At 65.6% G+C, this 18,733-nt stretch carries 15 protein-coding genes; 10 read left to right on the top strand and 5 right to left on the bottom strand.

What is annotated here, in order from left to right; genetic code table 11:
- Positions 1-268 precede the first annotated feature (268 nt).
- The 6 genes from JKG68_RS05595 (at position 269) to JKG68_RS05570 (ending at position 8,080) form a co-directional block, all read left to right on the top strand.
- Complete coding sequence (locus JKG68_RS05595; protein WP_202056755.1) at positions 269-2,188, top strand: tetratricopeptide repeat protein; 1,920 nt, start codon at positions 269-271, stop codon at positions 2,186-2,188.
- Positions 2,189-2,500: 312 nt separating this feature from the next.
- The gene (locus JKG68_RS05590; protein ID WP_202056754.1) at positions 2,501-4,102 is read left to right on the top strand and encodes an ABC transporter substrate-binding protein; all 1,602 of its coding nucleotides are present in this window, start codon (positions 2,501-2,503) and stop codon (positions 4,100-4,102) included.
- A gap of 63 nt (positions 4,103-4,165) precedes the next feature.
- Positions 4,166-5,176: an ABC transporter permease subunit gene (locus tag JKG68_RS05585; protein ID WP_202056802.1), complete on the top strand. Its 1,011-nt coding sequence runs from the start codon at positions 4,166-4,168 to the stop codon at positions 5,174-5,176.
- Positions 5,173-6,084 (top strand): ABC transporter permease subunit, encoded by a 912-nt coding sequence (locus tag JKG68_RS05580; protein WP_202056753.1) that lies wholly within the window; start codon positions 5,173-5,175, stop codon positions 6,082-6,084. Before JKG68_RS05585 ends, JKG68_RS05580 begins: the two co-directional genes overlap by 4 nt.
- Before the next feature lie 2 nt (positions 6,085-6,086).
- Positions 6,087-7,103: an ABC transporter ATP-binding protein gene (locus JKG68_RS05575; protein ID WP_202056751.1), complete on the top strand. Its 1,017-nt coding sequence runs from the start codon at positions 6,087-6,089 to the stop codon at positions 7,101-7,103.
- Positions 7,100-8,080: a peptide ABC transporter ATP-binding protein gene (locus JKG68_RS05570; RefSeq protein WP_202056749.1), complete on the top strand. Its 981-nt coding sequence runs from the start codon at positions 7,100-7,102 to the stop codon at positions 8,078-8,080. Before JKG68_RS05575 ends, JKG68_RS05570 begins: the two co-directional genes overlap by 4 nt.
- Before the next feature lie 106 nt (positions 8,081-8,186).
- Here the strand turns inward: JKG68_RS05570 and JKG68_RS05565 are convergent, their stop codons facing one another.
- Positions 8,187-10,193: an AI-2E family transporter gene (locus JKG68_RS05565; RefSeq protein WP_202056747.1), complete on the bottom strand. Its 2,007-nt coding sequence runs from the start codon at positions 10,191-10,193 to the stop codon at positions 8,187-8,189.
- Between the two features lie 276 nt (positions 10,194-10,469).
- Here JKG68_RS05565 and JKG68_RS05560 point away from each other — a divergent pair, with 276 nt between their 5' ends.
- Positions 10,470-11,174 carry a dienelactone hydrolase family protein gene (locus JKG68_RS05560; protein WP_202056745.1) on the top strand — a complete coding sequence of 235 codons (705 nt, stop codon included), beginning with the start codon at positions 10,470-10,472 and terminating at the stop codon, positions 11,172-11,174.
- 45 nt (positions 11,175-11,219) lie between these two features.
- Complete coding sequence (locus JKG68_RS05555) at positions 11,220-13,283, top strand: M3 family metallopeptidase (protein ID WP_202056740.1); 2,064 nt, start codon at positions 11,220-11,222, stop codon at positions 13,281-13,283.
- A gap of 36 nt (positions 13,284-13,319) precedes the next feature.
- On the opposite strand, the gene JKG68_RS05550 is transcribed toward JKG68_RS05555, so the two are convergent.
- The 4 genes from JKG68_RS05550 to JKG68_RS05535 all read right to left on the bottom strand — a co-directional run bounded on the left by JKG68_RS05550 (position 13,320) and on the right by JKG68_RS05535 (position 16,809).
- Complete coding sequence (locus JKG68_RS05550) at positions 13,320-13,496, bottom strand: hypothetical protein (protein ID WP_202056738.1); 177 nt, start codon at positions 13,494-13,496, stop codon at positions 13,320-13,322.
- A 99-nt stretch (positions 13,497-13,595) separates the two neighbouring features.
- Entirely contained in the window at positions 13,596-14,597 is a 1,002-nt protein-coding gene (locus JKG68_RS05545) for an aldose epimerase family protein (protein WP_202056736.1), read from the bottom strand.
- A 4-nt stretch (positions 14,598-14,601) separates the two neighbouring features.
- Complete coding sequence (locus JKG68_RS05540; protein ID WP_202056734.1) at positions 14,602-15,483, bottom strand: SMP-30/gluconolactonase/LRE family protein; 882 nt, start codon at positions 15,481-15,483, stop codon at positions 14,602-14,604.
- A gap of 75 nt (positions 15,484-15,558) precedes the next feature.
- Positions 15,559-16,809, bottom strand: a complete 1,251-nt coding sequence (locus JKG68_RS05535) for an amidase (protein WP_246515110.1) — start codon at positions 16,807-16,809, stop codon at positions 15,559-15,561.
- A gap of 198 nt (positions 16,810-17,007) precedes the next feature.
- Between JKG68_RS05535 and JKG68_RS05530 the strand changes: the two genes are divergently transcribed.
- A complete protein-coding gene (locus JKG68_RS05530; protein WP_202056731.1) occupies positions 17,008-18,225 on the top strand; it encodes an ABC transporter substrate-binding protein in 1,218 nt (405 codons plus the stop codon).
- A 78-nt stretch (positions 18,226-18,303) separates the two neighbouring features.
- A complete protein-coding gene (locus tag JKG68_RS05525; RefSeq protein WP_202056730.1) occupies positions 18,304-18,732 on the top strand; it encodes an endonuclease domain-containing protein in 429 nt (142 codons plus the stop codon).
- The last annotated feature ends 1 nt before the right edge of the window (position 18,733 follow it).

The raw sequence follows: 18,733 nt of genomic DNA, 5'->3' as shown, positions 1-18,733 counted from the left end.
ACTGATCAGAGCTTTGAGGCCATGATCTATCTCGCTGCCAGCTTCATGGCCCTGAAATGAATGTCCACACGCCTTAGTCGGCAGCGCCATAACGATTGCGGTCCTGATCCTGGGCTTTGCAGCGATCGCGCAACAAACCGGCACCGGCCCCAATCCGACGCCCGGTGGAGCGCCTGCTCCCGGGTCCCCGCCGGCCTCCGGCGCTCCCCAGCCCCAGGTCGATGAATCCGCGCTGCGCTATTTCGCGTCCCAGGGCGACACCCGCCGGGTGAATGCGGAAATCGCACGCCTGCGCGCACTCTATCCGAACTGGACTCCGCCCAGCGATCTTTCCCAGCTCTCGGGCGGCTCCGGCGCGGCCGCTCCCGATCCCCTGATCGAACGCCTGTGGAACCTCTACCGGGAGGACCGGATCGCCGAGGTTCGTGCGGCCATCGCCGAGCGCCAGGCCTCGACTCCGGAATGGAAGCCGCCGGAGGAACTGCTCACGGCCCTGGAGACGGTCGAAGCACGCCGCAGGCTCACCAATGCCTCGGATACGGGGCAGTGGCGGACGGTGCTGTCGGTGGCGACCGAAGCTCCCAACCTTCTGACCTGCACGAATGTGGACGTGCTCTGGCGCGTGGCCGAAGCCTTCGCCAGAACCGATCAGCCGAACCGTACGCGGGATGTCTATACTTATCTCCTGACGAACTGCGCCAATCCTGCCGAGCGCCTGGCGACGCTGCAGAAAGCCCTCTCCCTCCTGCCCGAGCAGCAGGTGGCGGATCTGCTTCAGTTCGAGCGCAGGACCGGCGAGACCCGGGACGATTTCGGCTCCATCCGGGACGAGTTGGCCCGCCGCCGGGTCGAGCGCGCCTCCCTCGACAGCAAGGCGACTGCATCGGCGGAGGATCTGGCCGTGGTCGAGCGGCTGATCCAGAACACGAACGAGGCGGGCCCCGTTCTGGTACTCGGTTGGTACAACTTCCATCACGGCAATCCCGCGCGCGCCCTCGAGCTGTTCAAGACGGCCCTCGACCGCAACGGCGGCACGAAGGCGGCGGAAGGTTATGCCATGTCGCTGCGGGCCCTCGAGCGGCTCGTGGAGGCGGAAGCCTTTGCCTATGAATGGCGCGAGCGGGCGCCCGAAAACATGAAGATCTACCTGGACATCGCCACGGCGCTCCTGAGCCAGGACCCGCCGCAGCGTCTGGAAGCCCAGGTGGTGGGGCGGATCGTTCCGGTGGTCACGGCGCAGCGCTTCCCCGACGCAGCCCAGGCGCTGGGCTGGTACTCCTACAACACGAACCAGATCCGTACCGCCCGCGACTGGTTTCGAACGGCCCTGGGCTGGAAGGCCGACGATGAGCCCTCCGCCTACGGGCTTGCCCTTTCGACCCAGCGCCTGAACGACCGCGCCGGCTTCAATGCGGTCGTCGCGCAATGGCGGGACCGCTCGCAGCGGATCGCCGATCTGGCGGATGGCACCAACCGCACCACCAGGGCGCCGGCGGCTGCCCGCCAGCTTCCTATGGCGGAACCCGCTGAAAGCGCACCGGCTCCCATCCAGCCGCGTTCCGCTCTCCGCGAGGTCGAGGTCCGGCGCACCGAGGTCGAGCAGGTGCTTCCCCGAACGGAGGAAGGCGTCCGGCGCAGGCAGACGCAGGCCCGCTCGGCTCTCGGACGCAGTTGCGCCATGACCCGCAGCCCCAGCGGCCTGTCGCCGGACGCGGCGCTCACCCTGGGCTGGTGCCTCATGGAGATCAACCGTCCCCTGGAAGCCGTGTCCGCCTTCGATCAAGCGGTCGACAGGGGCAGCGGCCGCACCCGCGAGGAAGCGGCCTATGGCAAGTCCCTCGCCTATCTGCGCAAGAACCTGACCTCGGAAGCCGCGATTGCGGCGGCACAAGCACCGCAGACCCGCGAGCGGCGGGTCGAGCTTGGCGCCTCGATCCTGTCGCAGCGCGCGCTCGCGGCCTATCGGGACGGGCGCTATGTGGAAACCCTGCTGGCCTTGAGCGAGCGCGCCCGCCTCGTTCCCGAGCAGAACGATCTCCTGCTGATTCGCGGCTGGTCTTATTTGAGGTTGGGCCGCTACAACGATGCCGAGCAAATCTTCCGGGCTGTCCAGCGGACAGGATACTCCGAGGAAGCCAGCGTCGGGCTGAACGCCATCCGCGAGGCGACCGACCAGGTGTCGCAGTAGCTGGCAGCCCTCGGGCGGTTGTCGAGCGGCGCATGACGTGCGTCCTGAACCCCATCGGTCTCAGGCCGTCCAAGGCCATGCCGTAGCGGAGTGTGGACAAAGGAACTTTCGGCCTTTGGATCGGGACAGGGTTAAAATCGCGGAAAATTGAGGTTTTGGGGCCTTTATCCGGGCTGCCGAAGCGGCAGGAAATGGTAAATTTTCCGTAAAAATTATCCAAGGTTGCGGCGACAGATTGACATTATGGAAGCTTCGCACCTTAACTTCGTCACAGAACGGCCACGACTAGAGCCGTCTCAGAGGACCAAGAGAATGAAAAAATCAGCCCTTTTCGCAGCCATCTGCGTGCCGGCCTTCCTGGCCGCCGCACCGCTGGCCGCCAAAACCCTCGTCTACTGCTCCGAAGGCAGCCCGGAGAACTTCTATCCCGGCATCAACACCACCGGCACCTCGTTCGACGTGAACGAGCACATCTACGACAACATCGTGGACTTCGAGCGCGGCGGCACCCAGGTTGTTCCCGGCCTTGCCGAGAAGTGGGACATTTCGGCTGACGGCACGGTCTACACCTTCCACATCCGCAAGAACGCCAAGTTCCATTCCAACAAGAACTTCAAGCCGACCCGCAACCTGAACGCCGACGACATCGTGTTCATGATCGAGCGTCAGTGGAAGGAAGACAACCCGTATTTCAAGGTCACGAGCCCGAACCACTCCTACTTCACAGACATGGGCATGCCCAAGCTGCTGAAGTCGGTGGAGAAGGTCGACGACTACACGGTCCGCATCACGCTGAACCAGCCTGAGGCTCCCTTCCTGGCCAACCTCGCCATGCAGTGGGCGGGCGTCCAGTCGAAGGAATATGCCGACGCCATGCTGAAGGCCGGTACCCCGGAGAAGATCGACCAAGATCCGATCGGCTCGGGCCCCTTCACCCTGGTCAACTACCAGAAGGACGCCATCGTCCGCTTCAAGGCCTTCCCTGAATACTGGGGCGGCAAGGCGAAGATCGACGATCTCGTGTTCGCCATCACCCCTGATGCTTCCGTCCGCTGGGCCAAGCTCCAGAAGGGCGAATGCCACGTGATGCCGTATCCGAACCCGGCTGACCTCGAGGCCATCAAGAAGGACCCGAACGTCACGCTCATGGAGCAGGCCGGCCTGAACGTCGGCTACCTTGCCTACCAGACCACCAAGAAGCCCTTCGACGACGTACGCGTCCGCAAGGCCTTCAACATGGCCATGAACAAGAAGGCCATCGTCGACGCCGTGTTCCTCGGCTCGGGCGTGCCCGCCAAGAACCCGATCCCGCCGTCCATGTGGTCGTACAACGACTCCGTGAAGGAAGACGAGTACAACCCCGAAGCCGCCAAGAAGCTTCTGGCGGAAGCCGGCTACCCGAACGGTCTCGAGACGGACCTGTGGGCCATGCCGGTTCAGCGTCCCTACAACCCGAACGCCCGCCGCATCGCCGAGCTCATGCAGGCCGACCTCGCCAAGATCGGCGTGAAGGCCGAGATCAAGAGCTTCGAGTGGGGCGAGTACCGCAAGCGGGCTCAGGCCGGCGAGCACCAGATGGCTCAGCTCGGCTGGACGGGCGACAACGGCGATCCGGACAACTTCCTGCACACCCTGCTGGGCTGCGCCTCGGCGCAGAGCGCTTCCGGCTCGAACATCGCAAAGTTCTGCCATAAGCCCTTCGACGATCTCGTCACCAAGGCGAAGGTCACGACCAACCAGGCCGAGCGCACCAAGCTCTATGAGGAAGCTCAGAAGATCTTCAAGGAGCAGGCTCCCTGGTTCACGGTGGCTCACGCCGTGCAGCTGAAGCCGGTTCGCAAGGAAGTCGTGGACTTCAAGCTCTCGCCGTTCGGTCGCCACACCTTCTACGGCGTGGACATCAACAGCAAGTAAGCTTCTATCCCGTTAACCTGGCGGAGCGGCCTCATGGCCGCTCCGCCTTTTTCCGTTTTGGCCATGCTGAGATTCATCCTGACCCGCGTCAGCCTGATCATTCCGACCTTTATCGGGATCACGCTGCTTGCCTTCTTCCTGATCCGCCTCGTGCCCGGCGATCCCATCGAAACCCTTGCGGGCGAGCGCGGGATCGATCCTGTCCGCCACGAGCAGCTGCGCAAGGAGTACGGCTTCGACAAGCCGATCATCGTCCAGTACGGGATCTATCTCGCCCGCGTCCTCCAGGGGGATCTGGGCAAGTCGATGATCACGCAGGAGCCGGTGCTGAACGAGTTCTCGGCGCTGTTCCCGGCCACCATCGAGCTGGCTCTCTGCGCCATTCTGTTTGCTCTCATCCTCGGTCTTCCGGCCGGCATCATCGCGGCCATCCGGCGAAACTCGATCTTCGACCATGGGGTGATGGGCATATCGCTCGCCGGCTACTCCATGCCGATCTTCTGGTGGGGTCTCATTCTGATCCTGCTCTTCTCGGTGCAGTTCGATCTCACCCCCGTCTCGGGCCGCATCGACGTTCTCTACTACATCGAGCCGATTACGGGCTTTCTTTTGATCGACACCCTGCTCTCGGACGAGCCGGAGGCCTTCTGGTCGGCCGTCCGACATCTGATCCTGCCCACGATCGTGCTCGGCACCGTGCCGCTCGCCGTGATCGCCCGCATGACCCGCTCGGCCATGCTGGAGGTTCTCGGGGAGGATTATATCCGCACCGCCAAGGCGAAGGGCCTCTCGCGCTTTCGCGTCGTCGCGCTCCACGCCCTGCGCAATGCGCTGATCCCGGTCGTGACCGTGATCGGCCTGCAGATCGGCGTGCTGTTCACGGGCGCCATCCTCACCGAGACGATCTTTTCATGGCCCGGCGTCGGCAAATGGCTTATCGACGCCATCTTCCGCCGCGACTATCCCGTGCTCCAGGGCGGCGCCCTGCTGCTCGGCGTGGTGGTGATGAGCGTGAACCTTCTCGTCGACCTCGCCTACGGCCTCATCAATCCTCGCATCAGGCATACGCGATGACCACTGAAACCATGGAAGCTCCGGCCGTCGCTTCGCCGACGGCCACCCCCCCTCACCCCCTGCGCGAGTTCTGGGGCTATTTCAGCGCCAACCATGGCGCCGTCGCGGGTCTCGTGATCATCGTGGCCGTCGTGCTCCTCGCGCTGCTGGCCGACGTGATCGCTCCCCACGACCCGAACATCACCAACACCACCATCGCCCTGAAGCCGCCGTTCTGGCAGGAGGGCGGATCCATCGCCTACCCGCTCGGCACGGATCCCATCGGCCGCGATATCCTGTCCCGCCTGATCTACGGGGCGCAGCTGTCGCTCCTCATCGGCATCGTGGTGGTGGCGATCTCCATCGCGGTCGGCACCGTGCTCGGCCTCGTCGCAGGCTTCTTCCGCGGCCTGACCGAGATCTTCATCATGCGCCTGATGGACATCATCCTCACGCTGCCGAGCCTGCTGCTCGCCATCGTGATCGTGGCGGTGCTGGGCCCCGGCCTCATGAACGCCATGCTGGCGGTGGCGCTCGTGATCCTGCCGCATTACGTGCGCCTTGCCCGCGCGGCGGTGATCACCGAAACCTCGAAGGACTACGTGACGGCCGCCCGCGTGAGCGGCGCCGGCACCACGCGCCTGATGTTCAGGGAGGTGCTGCCGAACTGCACCGCGCCTCTCATCGTGCAGGCCTCGCTCGGCATCTCGACGGCAATCCTCGACGCCGCGGCCCTGGGCTTCCTCGGCCTCGGTGCGCAGCCTCCATCGCCTGAATGGGGCACCATGCTGGCCGATGCCCGCGAGTTCGTTCTCCGCGCTTGGTGGGTCGTCACCTTCCCCGGACTGGCGATCCTCATCACGGTGCTTGCCTTCAACCTTCTGGGCGACGGACTTCGCGACGCCTTCGATCCCAAACTGAAGCGCTGATCATGGCTCTTGTTGAAATTGAAAACCTGTCGGTCGAATTCCCGACCCAAGGCGGCATCATGCGGGCCGTGGACGGCGTAAGCCTCAAGCTCGAAGAGGGCGAGGTTCTCGGCGTCGTGGGTGAGTCCGGCTCCGGCAAAAGCGTCACGATGCTGGCCCTCATGGGCCTCATCCCCTTCCCCGGCCGCGTGCGCGCCGACAAGCTCGCCTTCAACGGCCGCGACCTCCTGACGATCTCGGACAAGGACCGGCGCAAGCTCACCGGCAAAGACGTCGCGATGATCTTCCAGGAGCCGACGACGAGCCTGAACCCGTCCTTCACGGTCGGCTTCCAGCTCACGGAAACCCTGCGCCTGCACGAGGGCATGGACCGGAAGGCGGCTGAACGCAGGGCCGTCGAGCTTCTCGGCCAGGTTGGCATCCCCTCGCCGGAAAGCCGCCTGTCGGCCTATCCGCACCAGCTCTCGGGCGGCATGAACCAGCGCGTGATGATCGCGATGGCGATTGCCTGCAACCCGAAGCTGCTCATCGCCGACGAGCCCACCACCGCTCTCGACGTGACCATCCAGGCGCAGATCCTCGACCTGCTCATTTCGCTCCAGAAGGAGCGCAACATGGGTCTGGTCATGATCACGCACAACATGGGCGTGGTGGCCGACACCGCCCAGCGCGTGATGGTGATGTATGCGGGACAGATCATGGAGGAGCGCTCCGCCGCCGACCTCTTCGCCTCGCCGCAGCACCCCTACACCGCAGCGCTTCTCGCCGCGCTCCCCGAGCGCAGCGAAGGCGGGCGGCTGGCGACGATCCCCGGCGTGGTGCCGGGCCTCTACGACCGCCCGAAAGGCTGCCTGTTCAGCCCGCGCTGCGCCTATGCCACCGAGCATTCGCGCACCGTGCGCCCGGCCCTGAAGCCTTGGGCCGGCGGCCACATCCGCTGCCATTATCCGCTCGGCGATCCGAACCGGAGCGCCGCCATCAACCACGATCATCCCGTTGGAACGGAGGCTGCGTCGTGAGCGCTCCCGTTGTCGAAGCCAAAGGCCTGAGGCAGGTCTACAAAATCAAGCGCGGCCTGTTCAAGGAGCCCGGCAACCTGCAGGCGGTGGGCGGCATCTCCTTTGCCATCGAGCCCGGCAAGACCCTGGCCGTGGTGGGCGAATCCGGCTGCGGCAAGTCCACGCTCGCACGCATGGTGACGCTCATCGAAAAACCGACCGAGGGTCAGCTCACCCTCGACGGCATTGATGCGGTCAACCCGCCGGCGAACTATGCCAAGGACCTGCGCCGGATGGTGCAGTTCGTCTTCCAGAATCCTTACGGCTCGCTCAACCCGCGCAAGAAGGTGGGCACGATCCTGGAGGAGCCTCTTGCGATCAACACCAAGCTCTCGGGTGCCGAGCGGACGGAACGGGCGCGCGCCATGATGGCGAAGGTGGGCCTGCGGCCGGAGCACTACGGCCGTTACCCGCACATGTTCTCGGGCGGCCAGCGTCAGCGCATCGCCATTGCGCGCGCCCTGATGCTCTCGCCCAAGCTCGTGGTGGCGGACGAGCCGGTCTCGGCGCTCGACGTGTCGATCCAGGCGCAGGTGCTCAACCTTCTGGCCGATCTGCAGGAGGAGATGGGCCTTGCCTATCTGTTCATCTCGCACGATCTCGGCGTGGTCCGGCACATCGCCCATGACGTGCTGGTCATGTATCTGGGACACGCGGTCGAGCACGGCCCTAAGGAAAAGATCTACGCGCGTCCCCTGCACCCCTACACGCAGGCGCTCCTGTCCTCCACTCCCGGCATCACCGGCGTGAAGCGCAAGCGCATCATCCTGAAAGGGGAGCTGCCCTCGCCGCTCAACCCGCCGAAGGGCTGCGTGTTCTCGACCCGCTGCCCTTATGTGACCGAGCGCTGCAAGGTGGAGCGTCCGGCTCTGCGGGAACTCGACGGACGGCAGGTGGCCTGCCACTATGCCGAGAATTTCCTGAAGGAAGCGGCCTGAGGCCCGCTGAAGCACCGGACTCAAAAGTGGCGTCACTTTTGGGATCCATCCGATGCATCATGCTTCAAGCATCGCATCGTGCGGCCCTCCGGGGCCGCGCGACTCGCTAGGCAGGCAATGGCAGTCGCCTGGCTGCCGTTGCTCCCTCTGATGCCGTTGAATTGGCGGGCTCCGGCAGCTTCTCCTCGCCGCTCGCCACCTTCAGGCACTGCACCACGGCGTCCCGCAGGGACGAGACGTAGTAATTGGCGCCCAGCGTGGCGCGCATCGACTCGCTCTTCAACACCGCGTCCTCCGCGGGCCAAAGACCCACAAGGGTCGGCGCCTTGGCTTTCTTCTTCAGGCGCCGCAGCAGGTAACGCAGATGAGCGGGCGTGCCGCTGATCTCCAGGTAGCTGATGCAGACCATCTGCACCCCGGTCATGTCGAGGTTGAAGATCTCCCGGCGCGAGACGGCCTCATGGGGTATCACCCGGGTGCCCAGCCCGTGCTTGTTCAGGAGTTGCGACAGCATCTCGGAGGCAGCCTCATCCAGGGGGCCGCGGCCGGCAACGCACAGGATGGCGCCGGCCGCTCTCCAGGCTTCCGGAAGCGGGCTTGCCGGCGGCATTGGCTCCGTCACCGCTGGCCCCTTGTTGGCGGGCTTTTCGCTGGCGGGAGCCGCAACCGGTTCGTCCTTGGTATCCTGGGGCTTCGGCTCCACGTCCTCGTGGCCGCTCAGATCCAGAACCAGGGCCCTGATCACATCCTTGACCTGCTCCAGCTGACGCTGAGTCAGAACCCCACGGGTCGCGTCGTTGGCGGCAAGCTGAAGCCCTCTCAGGGCGACCTCATCGTAATAGGAGGTGAGCGAGCGCTCCTTCAGCAGGATCTCGGCCGATTCCAGGGCCTCGTCAGGATCGCCCGCGAGCATGCGCTGGTAGAGGTTTTCGGCAGGCGTCAGGGCCGGCCTGTCGCCGAGCAGCACATCCAGGAACTCGAGCCGCTCCACATGCCGTCCCAGCACCACGAGGCATAGCGTCAGGGGCGTTGCGATGAGAAGGCCCACCGGGCCCCACATCCAGGTCCAGAAGATAGCCGAGATGACAACCGCAAAGGGCGAAAGACCGGTGCTCTGGCCATAGACGACGGGCTCGACCACGTGGCCCATCAGGGGCTCGCCTATCCCGAACAGGGCAATGGTCATCAGGGCCATGGACCAGCCCGGATCGACGGCGGCCGCGAGCAGGATCGGCGGCACGGCGGCGAGGAAAGAGCCGATATACGGCACGAAGCGCATCAGGGCCGCGAACACCCCCCACAGGATCGGGCTCGGCACGCCGATCAGCCACAGCCCGATCGTGGCAACGACCCCGAAGGACGCGTTCAGGCCGAGCTGAATCAGGAAATATCGGCTGAGCCGCCGCGCCGCATCGTCCATGGCGGCCGTGGTGCGGTGCAGGTCGCTCGCCCCGAACAGGCGGATCATCCGGTCGCGCAGGTCTTCCCGCTGCATCAGGATGAACACCAGCACCACGAAAACGATGCCCGTGGTCGCCAGCGGCTCCAGAAGGGGCAGCAGGAGGTTCCTGGCCATCTGAGCCGGCGTCGGGTCCGGCTCATGGACCTCCACGGCCATGGGCCTCGGCTCCTCGGGCGGCGGTACGGCCGTGCTGGGGGAGGCGGGCGCCTGTTCCGGCGGCGGCTCGGCGACCGCCTGATCGAACCGGCGGCCGAAATCCTTCAGAATCCCCGGAAGCTTCCCGAGCGAGCCCTCCCTCAAGGAGCCGACCTTATCCTGGATGGTGCTCTGATAGCGGGGAAGGTCGGTGGCAAGGCCCGCCACCTGGAAGCCGATGACCCCACCCAGCGAAAGAATGATCCCGAGAGCGACGACGACGGCAACGATCACGGACGGCACGCGGCCCAGGTGCCATTTGCGCATCAGGTCCACGAAGGGCGCCAGCACGAAGGCCAGCAGGATCGCCATCACGACGGGCAGGAACACGTCCCGCCCCACATAGAGCGCAGCCAGCACGACCACGGCCACCGTCAGGGTCAGCAATCCGGAGAGGCCCGGAACGCCTGGAGGCTCGATCTCTGTCTCCGGAGGTGGCACGGGTGCGGGGCGCATTCGGTCGATCTCTGTTGGGCGCGAGAGGATCTCGCCTGCAAACAACGTGCTCGAACCACAAACGATCCTTGAGCGTGGCCATAAAGCTTATCTGCTGGAAATCCTGGGACCTTTTGCCATCTGTGACAGCCCGGAAGCGCCCCCATCTCAAGAGCATCCCGACAATCCCGCCCAGCGACGCCACACCCCATGCCGATCACCAGACGCAACCTTCTGGCCGCCGCAGCCCTTGCTGTCTCTCCGGCCGTTCATGCTCAACAGACGAAGCCAACTCCAATGTCAGTCACCGAACAGCGCAACACGTTCAAGAGCGGGGGCAAGACCATTGCCGTCGATACTTTTCAGATGCCCGGCTCCGCGCCGCGCCCCGCCGTGCTCATGCTTCATGGCGCGGACGGCTTGAGCGGCAACACCCAGTACCGCAAGGCGGCTCGGGACGTCGCCGCCGCGGGCTACCAGGTTCATCTGGTGCACTATCTCGACCGTACGGGCGAGAGGCGCGCCTCCTTCAGCACCATGTTCCAGAACTTCAGGCCCTGGATGAGCACGGTGCAGGATGCGGTGTCCTTCGCGGCCGGCCATCCGGGCGCGGATCCCAACCGCATCGGCGTCGTCGGCATCTCGCTGGGGGCGGCCCTGGGCCTTGCCGTGTCGAGCACGGACCGGCGCGTGAAGGCGCTCGTGAACTATTTCGGCCCCCTTCCCCAGGGCGCCATCGCCACCACGTCGCGCCTGCCGCCGACCCTGGTGCTCCACGGCTCGGCCGATCCCATCGTGCCGGTGGCGAACGCCTATGCGGTCGAGGCGCTGCTGCGCCAGCAGAACGTGCCGCATGAGATCAAGGTCTATCCCGGCCAAGGGCACGGCTTCCGGGGAGCCGCCGAGGACGATGCCACCCGCAGGGCTCTGGCCTTCATGCAGCGTCATCTGAACGGCGCGCATGCCGCGTCGGGCTCAAGCCCCCTTCCCGCGGGCGGCTGACGCGATTAAGAGTCAGGCCCCTTCGATCGAACGGCAGGAGCGATCATGACGGCATCCGACGCAGCTCTTTCAGGCAATCCCCTTCTCGGGCAATGGACCGGCCCCTTCGGCCTTCCTCCCTTCGAGAGCATCGCGCCGGAGCATTACAAACCTGCCTTCGACCGGGCGCTGGCCGAGCAGCAAGCGCAGATCGCCGCCATCGCGAGCGACGCGGGGGCTCCCACCTTTGCCAACACCATCGAGGCGCTGGAGCGGAGCGGCCAGACGCTCAAGAAGGTTGGCGGGGTGTTCTTCAATCTCGCCGGATCGCACACCAACGATGCGATCCAGGCGGTGGAGCGCGAGATGGCGCCCATCCTCGCCAAGCACCGCAACAGCATCTTCATGAACGAGGCGCTCTACAGGCGTGTCGAAGCGCTCTACAGGGACCGCGAAAGCCTGGGCCTGAGCCCGGAGCAGGCCCGTGTTCTCGACCGCTATCACACCATCTTCGTGCGCGCCGGCGCGAAGCTCGGCCCGGAGGAGAAGAAGCGGCTCGCCGCCATCACGGAGCGCCTGGCGAGCCTCGGCACGCAATTTTCGCAGAACGTGCTGGCGGACGAGCGGTCCTATCAGCTCGTTCTCGACGGCGAGGCGGATCTAGAAGGCCTGCCGTCGTTCCTGCGCGAAGCGGCCGCTCAGGCGGCGGAGGAGCGCGGCCTGAAGGGCAAGCACGCGATCACCCTGTCCCGCTCCAGCATCGAGCCCTTCCTTCAATTCTCCAAGCGGCGGGACCTGCGCGAGCAGGCCTTCAAGGGCTGGGCGGCGCGGGGCGACACGAATGGTTCCACCGACAACAAGGCCATCATTGCCGAGACGGCGGCCTTGCGCGCCGAGCGGGCAAGGCTTCTGGGCTATGAGACCTTCGCCGACTTCAAACTCGCCGACACCATGGCAAAGACGCCCGACAACGTGCTCAAGCTCCTGAACGACGTCTGGGCACCGGCTCGCGCCCGTGCGGAAGAGGAGCGCGACGATCTCCAAGCCCAGGCGCAGGCACAAGGCGACAACATCGCCATCGAGCCGTGGGACTGGCGCTACTATGCCGATCAGGTGCGCATGGCGCGCCACAACCTCGACGAGGCGACGATCAAGCCGTATTTCCAGCTCGACCGCATCATCGAAGCCGCCTTCGAGACGGCGCACCGGCTGTTCGGCCTGAGCTTCCAGGAGCTGCAGGACTTTCCGCGCTATCATCCCGATATCCGGGCCTGGCAGGTCGTGGATGCGGACGGCGCCCATGTGGGCACCTTTATCGGCGATTATTTCGCACGGGGCTCCAAGCGCAGCGGCGCATGGATGAGCGCCTTCCGCTCGCAGGAAAGGCTCACCGGGGATGTCCGTCCCATCATCGTCAACGTGATGAACTTCGCCAAGGGCGGCGCGGGCGAGCCGTCGCTCCTGAGCTTCGACGACGCGCGCACCCTGTTCCACGAGTTCGGCCATGGCCTGCACGGCCTGCTCTCCAACGTGACCTATCCGCTGCTCGCCGGCACCAGCGTGTCGACGGACTTCGTGGAACTGCCGTCGCAGCTCTACGAGCACTGGCTGTCGCAGCCCGACATCCTGCGCCGCTACGCAACCCATTACCGGACCGGCGAGCCGATTCCGGAGGAGCTGCTCGAACGCCTGATGGCCGCGCGCAACTTCAACCAGGGCTTCGCCACGGTGGAATATCTGGCCTCCGCCTTCGTCGATCTGGAGTTGCACCGCAGGGGGGATCTGAGCAACCTCGACACAGCGGCTTTCGAGAAGGAGACCCTGGACAGGATCGGCATGCCGCGCGAGATCATCATGCGCCACCGCACGCCGCATTTCACGCATGTGTTCTCGGGCGACGGCTATTCGTCAGGCTACTACAGCTATCTCTGGTCGGAGGTTCTCGACGCGGATGCGTTCACGGCCTTCGAGGAGACGGGCGACGCCTTCAACCGGGAGATGGCCGACAAGCTGAAGCGCTTCATCTATTCGGCCGGCAACCTGCGCGACCCGGCCGAGGCCTATACGGCCTTCCGCGGACGCCTGCCCACGGCGGACGCACTCCTGGCCAAGCGCGGACTGGCGGCCTGAAAACGACGGGGAAGGGTGGCGGGCCTGAAAGGCCCGTCAAATCGTCGAAGCGACGAGATCCCGTGACCGCTTCATCATGTGAAAGCGGATCTTGCCGATGCGCGTCATCTTCTTCGGAGTTACCTCGGAAGAGTGACGAGGACACAGTACGCTCTTGAGGAAAGCCATTCCTTTCGAATCGATCTCCAGGGCTTTCGCATCGAGCACCGGCATGGGGAATGTCCCTTCTTGGTTCGTGTTTGTCCGGATACGCAACGCCTACAAAGAGCAACGGCCACGCTGGGGCAAAGTTCCCAGACAAAGCCCTTTGGATCAGCGAGCGAACCGCAGCTCGCTGATTTGTCGAGAGACCTGCCCCGGTACCAAGATAGACGCGGAAAAATGGGCATTATTGGGGCTGTCGGGGAAGCGCTGCGGCTCCAGGCAAAGCCCCCCATGGCGACCATACCGGGCGCCGCTCAAGCCCTGCACCGGCATGTCGAGCAGGTGACCGTCGTAGAACTGAACGCCGGGCTCCGTGGTCCAGAGCTCCATGGACAGGCCGTTCGTGGGCGATTCCAGGGTCGCAGCGTGGCGGAGTTCCCCATAGGGCCCGCGCAGGACATAGTTGGTGTCGTAGAGGGTGTGCTGCGCCCCATGGATCGGCCGTGAGGCGGTGAAGTCGTAATCCGTGCCGGCCACCGCCGTGATCTCGCCTGTGGGAATGAGATCGGGCCGGGTCGGCGTGATGTAGTCGCCTGCGATCATCAGCCGATGGGACGAGATGTCGGGGCTCCCATCGAGGTTGAAATAGCCGTGCGTGGTGAGGTTGACCGGCGTCGGGCGGTCGCAGGTCGCCTCGAGCTCGATCCGCAGCCGGGAGGACCCCAGGAGCGTGTAGGTGCAGGTGGCCCGCAGCCGGCCCGGATAGCCCATGTCGCCGTCCTCGGACACGAGGCTCAAGGTGACGCTGGAGGCGGTGTGATCCACCATGCTCCAGAGCCGCGTGCCGAAGCCCATCGTGCCGCCGTGAAGCTGGTTCTCGCCCTCGTTGGCATCGAGGATGTGGGTCTCGCCGTTCAGGGTGAAGCGGGCCTGCCCGATGCGGTTGGCATGGCGACCGACGATGGCGCCGAAGTAAGGCGAATGGGCGACGTAGTCCTCGACGGAGTTGAGGCCCAGCACTACCCTTTGCGGGCCGGCGGCGGACGGGACGACGAGATCCCGCGCCACGGCTCCCCAGGTCAGGACCTTCATGGTCATCCCATCGGGCCCGGTCAGCGTGACCTGCAGGACATCCTGGCCCCCGACGGAGCCGAAGCGCTCAAGCGTCATGATCCTACCCCTCGAAAATGTTGGTTCTCAGCCCGCGAATGCCCCCGGTCTCGACCTTGAACAGGTGGCCTGCCATCACGTCGATATGCGGGTCGCGGCCGATGGCGGCCGTGGTGATGTAGAGCGTGGTGAGGTCCGGGCCCCCGAAGGCGCATTTCGTCACCTGGGCTGTGGGCACGGACACCGTGCGCTCGACCGTGCCGTCAGGCGCGAAGCGGGTGATGCGGGACGCGCCCCAGTGGCAGACCCACACGAAACCTTCCGCATCGACGGCCATGCCGTCCGGGTGCCCCCAGCCCTCCTCGAAACGCACGAAGGGGCTGGGCTGCCCGATCCGGCCACCGCCGTCATCGAGGGCATAGATAGTCTGGCCCGTCGTGTCGGTGGCATAGATCCTCTGTCCATCGGGGCTGAAGGCAGGGCCATTGGTGACGACGATGCCGGAGTGGAACTGGGTCAGCTCCTTGCCGTCCCAGCGCCAGAAGGCGCCGGAGGCGGTCTCCTCCTCGTCGTCCATGGTGCCGAAGTAGACTGCGCCGTCCGGGCCCACAAGCCCGTCGTTGATGCGGTTGCTCGGCTTGTCCTTGTCGGGCGAGACGATGGGCTGCACGGCGCCTGTGGTGAGATTGAAGCGGGCAAGGCCCGATTTTAAGCCTGCGACGACCACTTCCGGGTCGGGCGTCAAGGCGACAAAACCCACCCGCTCGGGCGTATCGACCCGAAAATGCTCCTTGGCCTCCGGCCGGTAGCGCCAGATGCCGGGGTTCTTGATGTCGACCCAGAAGAGCGTGCCGGAGCGGTGGTCCCAGACGGGCCCTTCGCCGAGCACGCAGGCGCTGGCCACCGCCACATGGGGCGTTTCCGGATGAACGGCTGGATGGGTCATGGCTTCTCCCCTCGTGACGCGGTTTGTTCGGCATCGCGCCTTGCCGGTAACTCCGGCCGGGCGCGATGGGTCCCCTCAGGCCGCAGGCGTCTCTGCGATTCGCCGCGCCAGGGCAGCAAGGCTCAGGTCCGACCCGGCAGGCCCCATGAGCGACAGTCCCAGGGGCGCCCCGGACCGTGAGGCGAGCGGGATCGAAACCTGGGGCAACCCTGACAGGACCGACAGGCAGAGCAGGTTCAGGGCATTGTTGCGGTAGTCGTTGAGGGCATCGTCGCTTTCCGAGAGAAGGGGCGCGATGTCGGGCATGGTCGGCAGGATCAGCACCGCATCGCCCCCCAGAAGCGCGCCGAACCGCTCGCGGAAGGCCGCGCGAACCTCTTGGGCTTCGGCCACCTGGCTGTCCGTCACCGCTCTTGAGAATTCGAACCGGTCCGCGACCCCTGGCCCGAGGGGCGGCCGGTAGCGCTCGATCATCGGCCCGTCCACGGTCCAGGCCTCCCGGCTCTGGATGTGGCGCATGGCCCAGTACAGGGAGGTGAACCCTTCCGTGGCCACCTCCACCTCTTCAGACTGTCCCAGCACAGCCTCGGCTCGCCGAAGGGCGGGCGCAAGCGCCTCCTTCACCTCCTCTGCCAGGAGGGCGAAAGCATCCCTTGCCAGCAGAACCCGCGGGGTGTCCGGCAGGGGCTGGCTGTCGGCCCCGAGCAGCACCTCCCCGACGCGAACGAAGGTTGCGCCGTCGCGGGTGAAATACCCGCACGTATCGAAGGAGGGCGCAAGGTCGTGGCAGAGTTCGAGGCTGACCCGGCCATGGGTCGGCCGGATACCGAAGAGGCCGCAATGGTTGGCCGGCGCCCGCACGGAGCCGCCCGTATCGGTGCCGAGCGCGAAATCGCATAAGCCGTTCGAGACGGCGGCAGCCGAGCCCGACGACGAGCCGCCGGGAATGCGATCGGGAGCGCCGCCGTTCACCGGGGTGCCGAAATGGGCGTTCTTGCCGCTCATGGAGAAGGCGAGCTCGTCCGTGATGGTCTTGCCCGCAAGGCTGGCGCCCGCATCGAGCAGCCTCTGGACGGTGGGCGCCGTCCGGGTCTTGATGCCCGACAGGGCGAGCATGTGGGGCGACCCCGCGCTCGTCGGGTAGCCCGCCACGTCGAAGAGGTCCTTGGCGGCGAAACTCAGCCCCGACAGCGGCCCGCTCGGGGCGTGGGGGACGGGAACGGCCGGGTAAGGCATGAAGGCATGTGCGGGGTCGCGGTCGAGAAGCATGGGCCTGCCAAGGTGAGAATGCGGGGTGAGGGAACGAACGGACGGCGAATGTGTCATTCTCTCCTAGCGCATCGTGCGGAAAAGTGGACCCGGTTTTCGCTGACGCGGCCCTCAGGGCCCGCGATCAACGACGCGCCAGTGGAGAAGATGAGCATCGGGAGCAAGGCAGGAAATGGCGAACCTTGACAGTTTGGCCTTTCTTCCCGCCCCCGTAGGCCCTACATCCTCGCAGGTTCTCAGGCTAAGGAACGCGCAATGGCGAAGACATCGACGATCCGCTGGCTGGCTCTTGGAGCGGCGCTCGCGCTTGGAGCCCCCCTTGGAGCACCGGCGGCCCAGGCGCAGCAGCCTCCGATCAAGCTCGGCGAGCTGAACTCCTATGCGCAATGGGCGGCCTTCACCGTGCCCTACCGCAACGGGTGGCAACTGGCCGTCGAGGAAATCAACGCCAAGGGCGGCGTGCTCGGCCGCAAGCTCGAGATCGTCTCCCGCGACGACGGTGCCACCACGGGCAGCGCTACCCGCGTGGCCGACGAGCTCGTGACCCGCGAGGGCGTCTCCCTGCTCTTCGGCTCGTTCCTGTCGAATGTGGGCGTGGCCATGGCGGACTACGCCAACCAGAAGAAGATCGTCTACATCGCGGCCGAGCCCCTGACGGACGCCGTCACCATGGCGCAGGGCAACCGCTACACCTACCGCATCCGGCCCAACAACTTCATGCAGGTGGGCATGCTGGTGGACCAGGCGAAGGCCTCCGGCGCCAAGCGCTGGGCCATCGTCGCGCCGAACTACGAATACGGCCAGTCGGCGGCCGCCGTGTTCAAGCGCCTGATCCAGGAGCGGGTTCCGGGAGCCCAGATCGTCGCCGAGCAGTACCCGGCGCTGGGCAAGATCGAGGCGGGCGCCACGGCGTCCGCCATCGAGCAGGCCAAGCCCGACGGCATCTTCAACGTGCTCTTCGGCCCCGACCTCACCCAGTTCGTGCGCGAGGGCAACACCCGCGGCCTCTTCGAGGACGCCACGGTGCTTTCGCTCCTCACCGGCGAGCCCGAATGGCTCCTGCCCCTCAAGGACGAGGTGCCCGAGGGCTGGACCGTGACCGGCTACCCTTGGGACGAGATCACGGAGCCCAAGCACAAGGCCTTCGTGGACGCCTACCGGGCGAAGTACAACGACACCCCGCGCCTGGGCTCGCTCCTCGGCTACATGGTCGTCACCATGATCCGCGACACCATCGAGCGCGCGGGCTCGGTCGAGTCCGAGGCTCTCATCAAGGCGCTTGAGGACGCGAAGTTCGACACCGTCGCCGGCCCCGTCACCATGCGCGGTCTCGACAACCAGTCCACCATGGGCGCCTGGGTCGGCAAGCTGGTGCTCAAGGGCGCTTCCGGCGGCATGACGGATTGGACCTACAAGGACGGCGCCTCGTTCATGCCCACCGAGGCCGAGGTCAAAGCGGTTCGGAAGGATTAGACGCGCCCTCACCCTCCCCTTGAGGGGGAGGGTCGACCGCAGGTCGGGGTGGGGTGGTACCACAACAGAAAACCAGGCATGTCGAATATCAGCCGCTTCAGACGCGAAAGAGCAAAGCAGCTCCGCTCGAATGACACCGGGCCGGAGCAGGTTCTCTGGCGCGCGCTGAAGAACATTCCTGTCTACGGCAGTCACTTCCGGCGACAGGTGCCGATTGGTCCCTATGTGGCCGACTTCGCTTGCCTGAAGGCCCGCCTTATCATCGAACTCGACGGCGGTCATCATTCGCAAGATGATATCGCCATCAAAGATGAACATCGAACCCGATGGCTCGAAAGCGAAGGCTACCGCGTGGTCCGCTTCTGGAACGCCGAGTTGACCGAGAACATGAACGGCGTTCTCGACACCATTTACGCGGCTCTGTATGGCTCGCCCCAATCGGAGGCGCTTGCGCTTCCCACCCCACCCCGGCCTGATGGCCGACCCTCCCCCTCAAGGGGAGGGTAAG

Source organism: Microvirga aerilata (assembly GCF_016743775.1).
Classification (GTDB): domain Bacteria; phylum Pseudomonadota; class Alphaproteobacteria; order Rhizobiales; family Beijerinckiaceae; genus Microvirga; species Microvirga aerilata.
Note: the sequence above shows the minus strand (reverse complement) of the source record. Positions and strands in the feature narration are given on the sequence as shown.

Excerpts from the sequence above, each read along its gene's own strand:
- JKG68_RS05555 (WP_202056740.1), top strand. The coding sequence starts at position 11,220 with ATGACGGCATCCGACGCAGCTCTTTCAGGCAATCCCCTTCTCGGGCAA.
- JKG68_RS05550 (WP_202056738.1), bottom strand. The coding sequence starts at position 13,496 with ATGCCGGTGCTCGATGCGAAAGCCCTGGAGATCGATTCGAAAGGAATG.
- JKG68_RS05565 (WP_202056747.1), bottom strand. The coding sequence starts at position 10,193 with ATGCGCCCCGCACCCGTGCCACCTCCGGAGACAGAGATCGAGCCTCCA.
- JKG68_RS05585 (WP_202056802.1), top strand. The coding sequence starts at position 4,166 with ATGCTGAGATTCATCCTGACCCGCGTCAGCCTGATCATTCCGACCTTT.
- JKG68_RS05525 (WP_202056730.1), top strand. The coding sequence starts at position 18,304 with ATGTCGAATATCAGCCGCTTCAGACGCGAAAGAGCAAAGCAGCTCCGC.
- JKG68_RS05580 (WP_202056753.1), top strand. The coding sequence starts at position 5,173 with ATGACCACTGAAACCATGGAAGCTCCGGCCGTCGCTTCGCCGACGGCC.
- JKG68_RS05575 (WP_202056751.1), top strand. The coding sequence starts at position 6,087 with ATGGCTCTTGTTGAAATTGAAAACCTGTCGGTCGAATTCCCGACCCAA.
- JKG68_RS05530 (WP_202056731.1), top strand. The coding sequence starts at position 17,008 with ATGGCGAAGACATCGACGATCCGCTGGCTGGCTCTTGGAGCGGCGCTC.
- JKG68_RS05545 (WP_202056736.1), bottom strand. The coding sequence starts at position 14,597 with ATGACGCTTGAGCGCTTCGGCTCCGTCGGGGGCCAGGATGTCCTGCAG.
- JKG68_RS05540 (WP_202056734.1), bottom strand. The coding sequence starts at position 15,483 with ATGACCCATCCAGCCGTTCATCCGGAAACGCCCCATGTGGCGGTGGCC.
- JKG68_RS05535 (WP_246515110.1), bottom strand. The coding sequence starts at position 16,809 with ATGACACATTCGCCGTCCGTTCGTTCCCTCACCCCGCATTCTCACCTT.
- JKG68_RS05560 (WP_202056745.1), top strand. The coding sequence starts at position 10,470 with ATGTCAGTCACCGAACAGCGCAACACGTTCAAGAGCGGGGGCAAGACC.
- JKG68_RS05590 (WP_202056754.1), top strand. The coding sequence starts at position 2,501 with ATGAAAAAATCAGCCCTTTTCGCAGCCATCTGCGTGCCGGCCTTCCTG.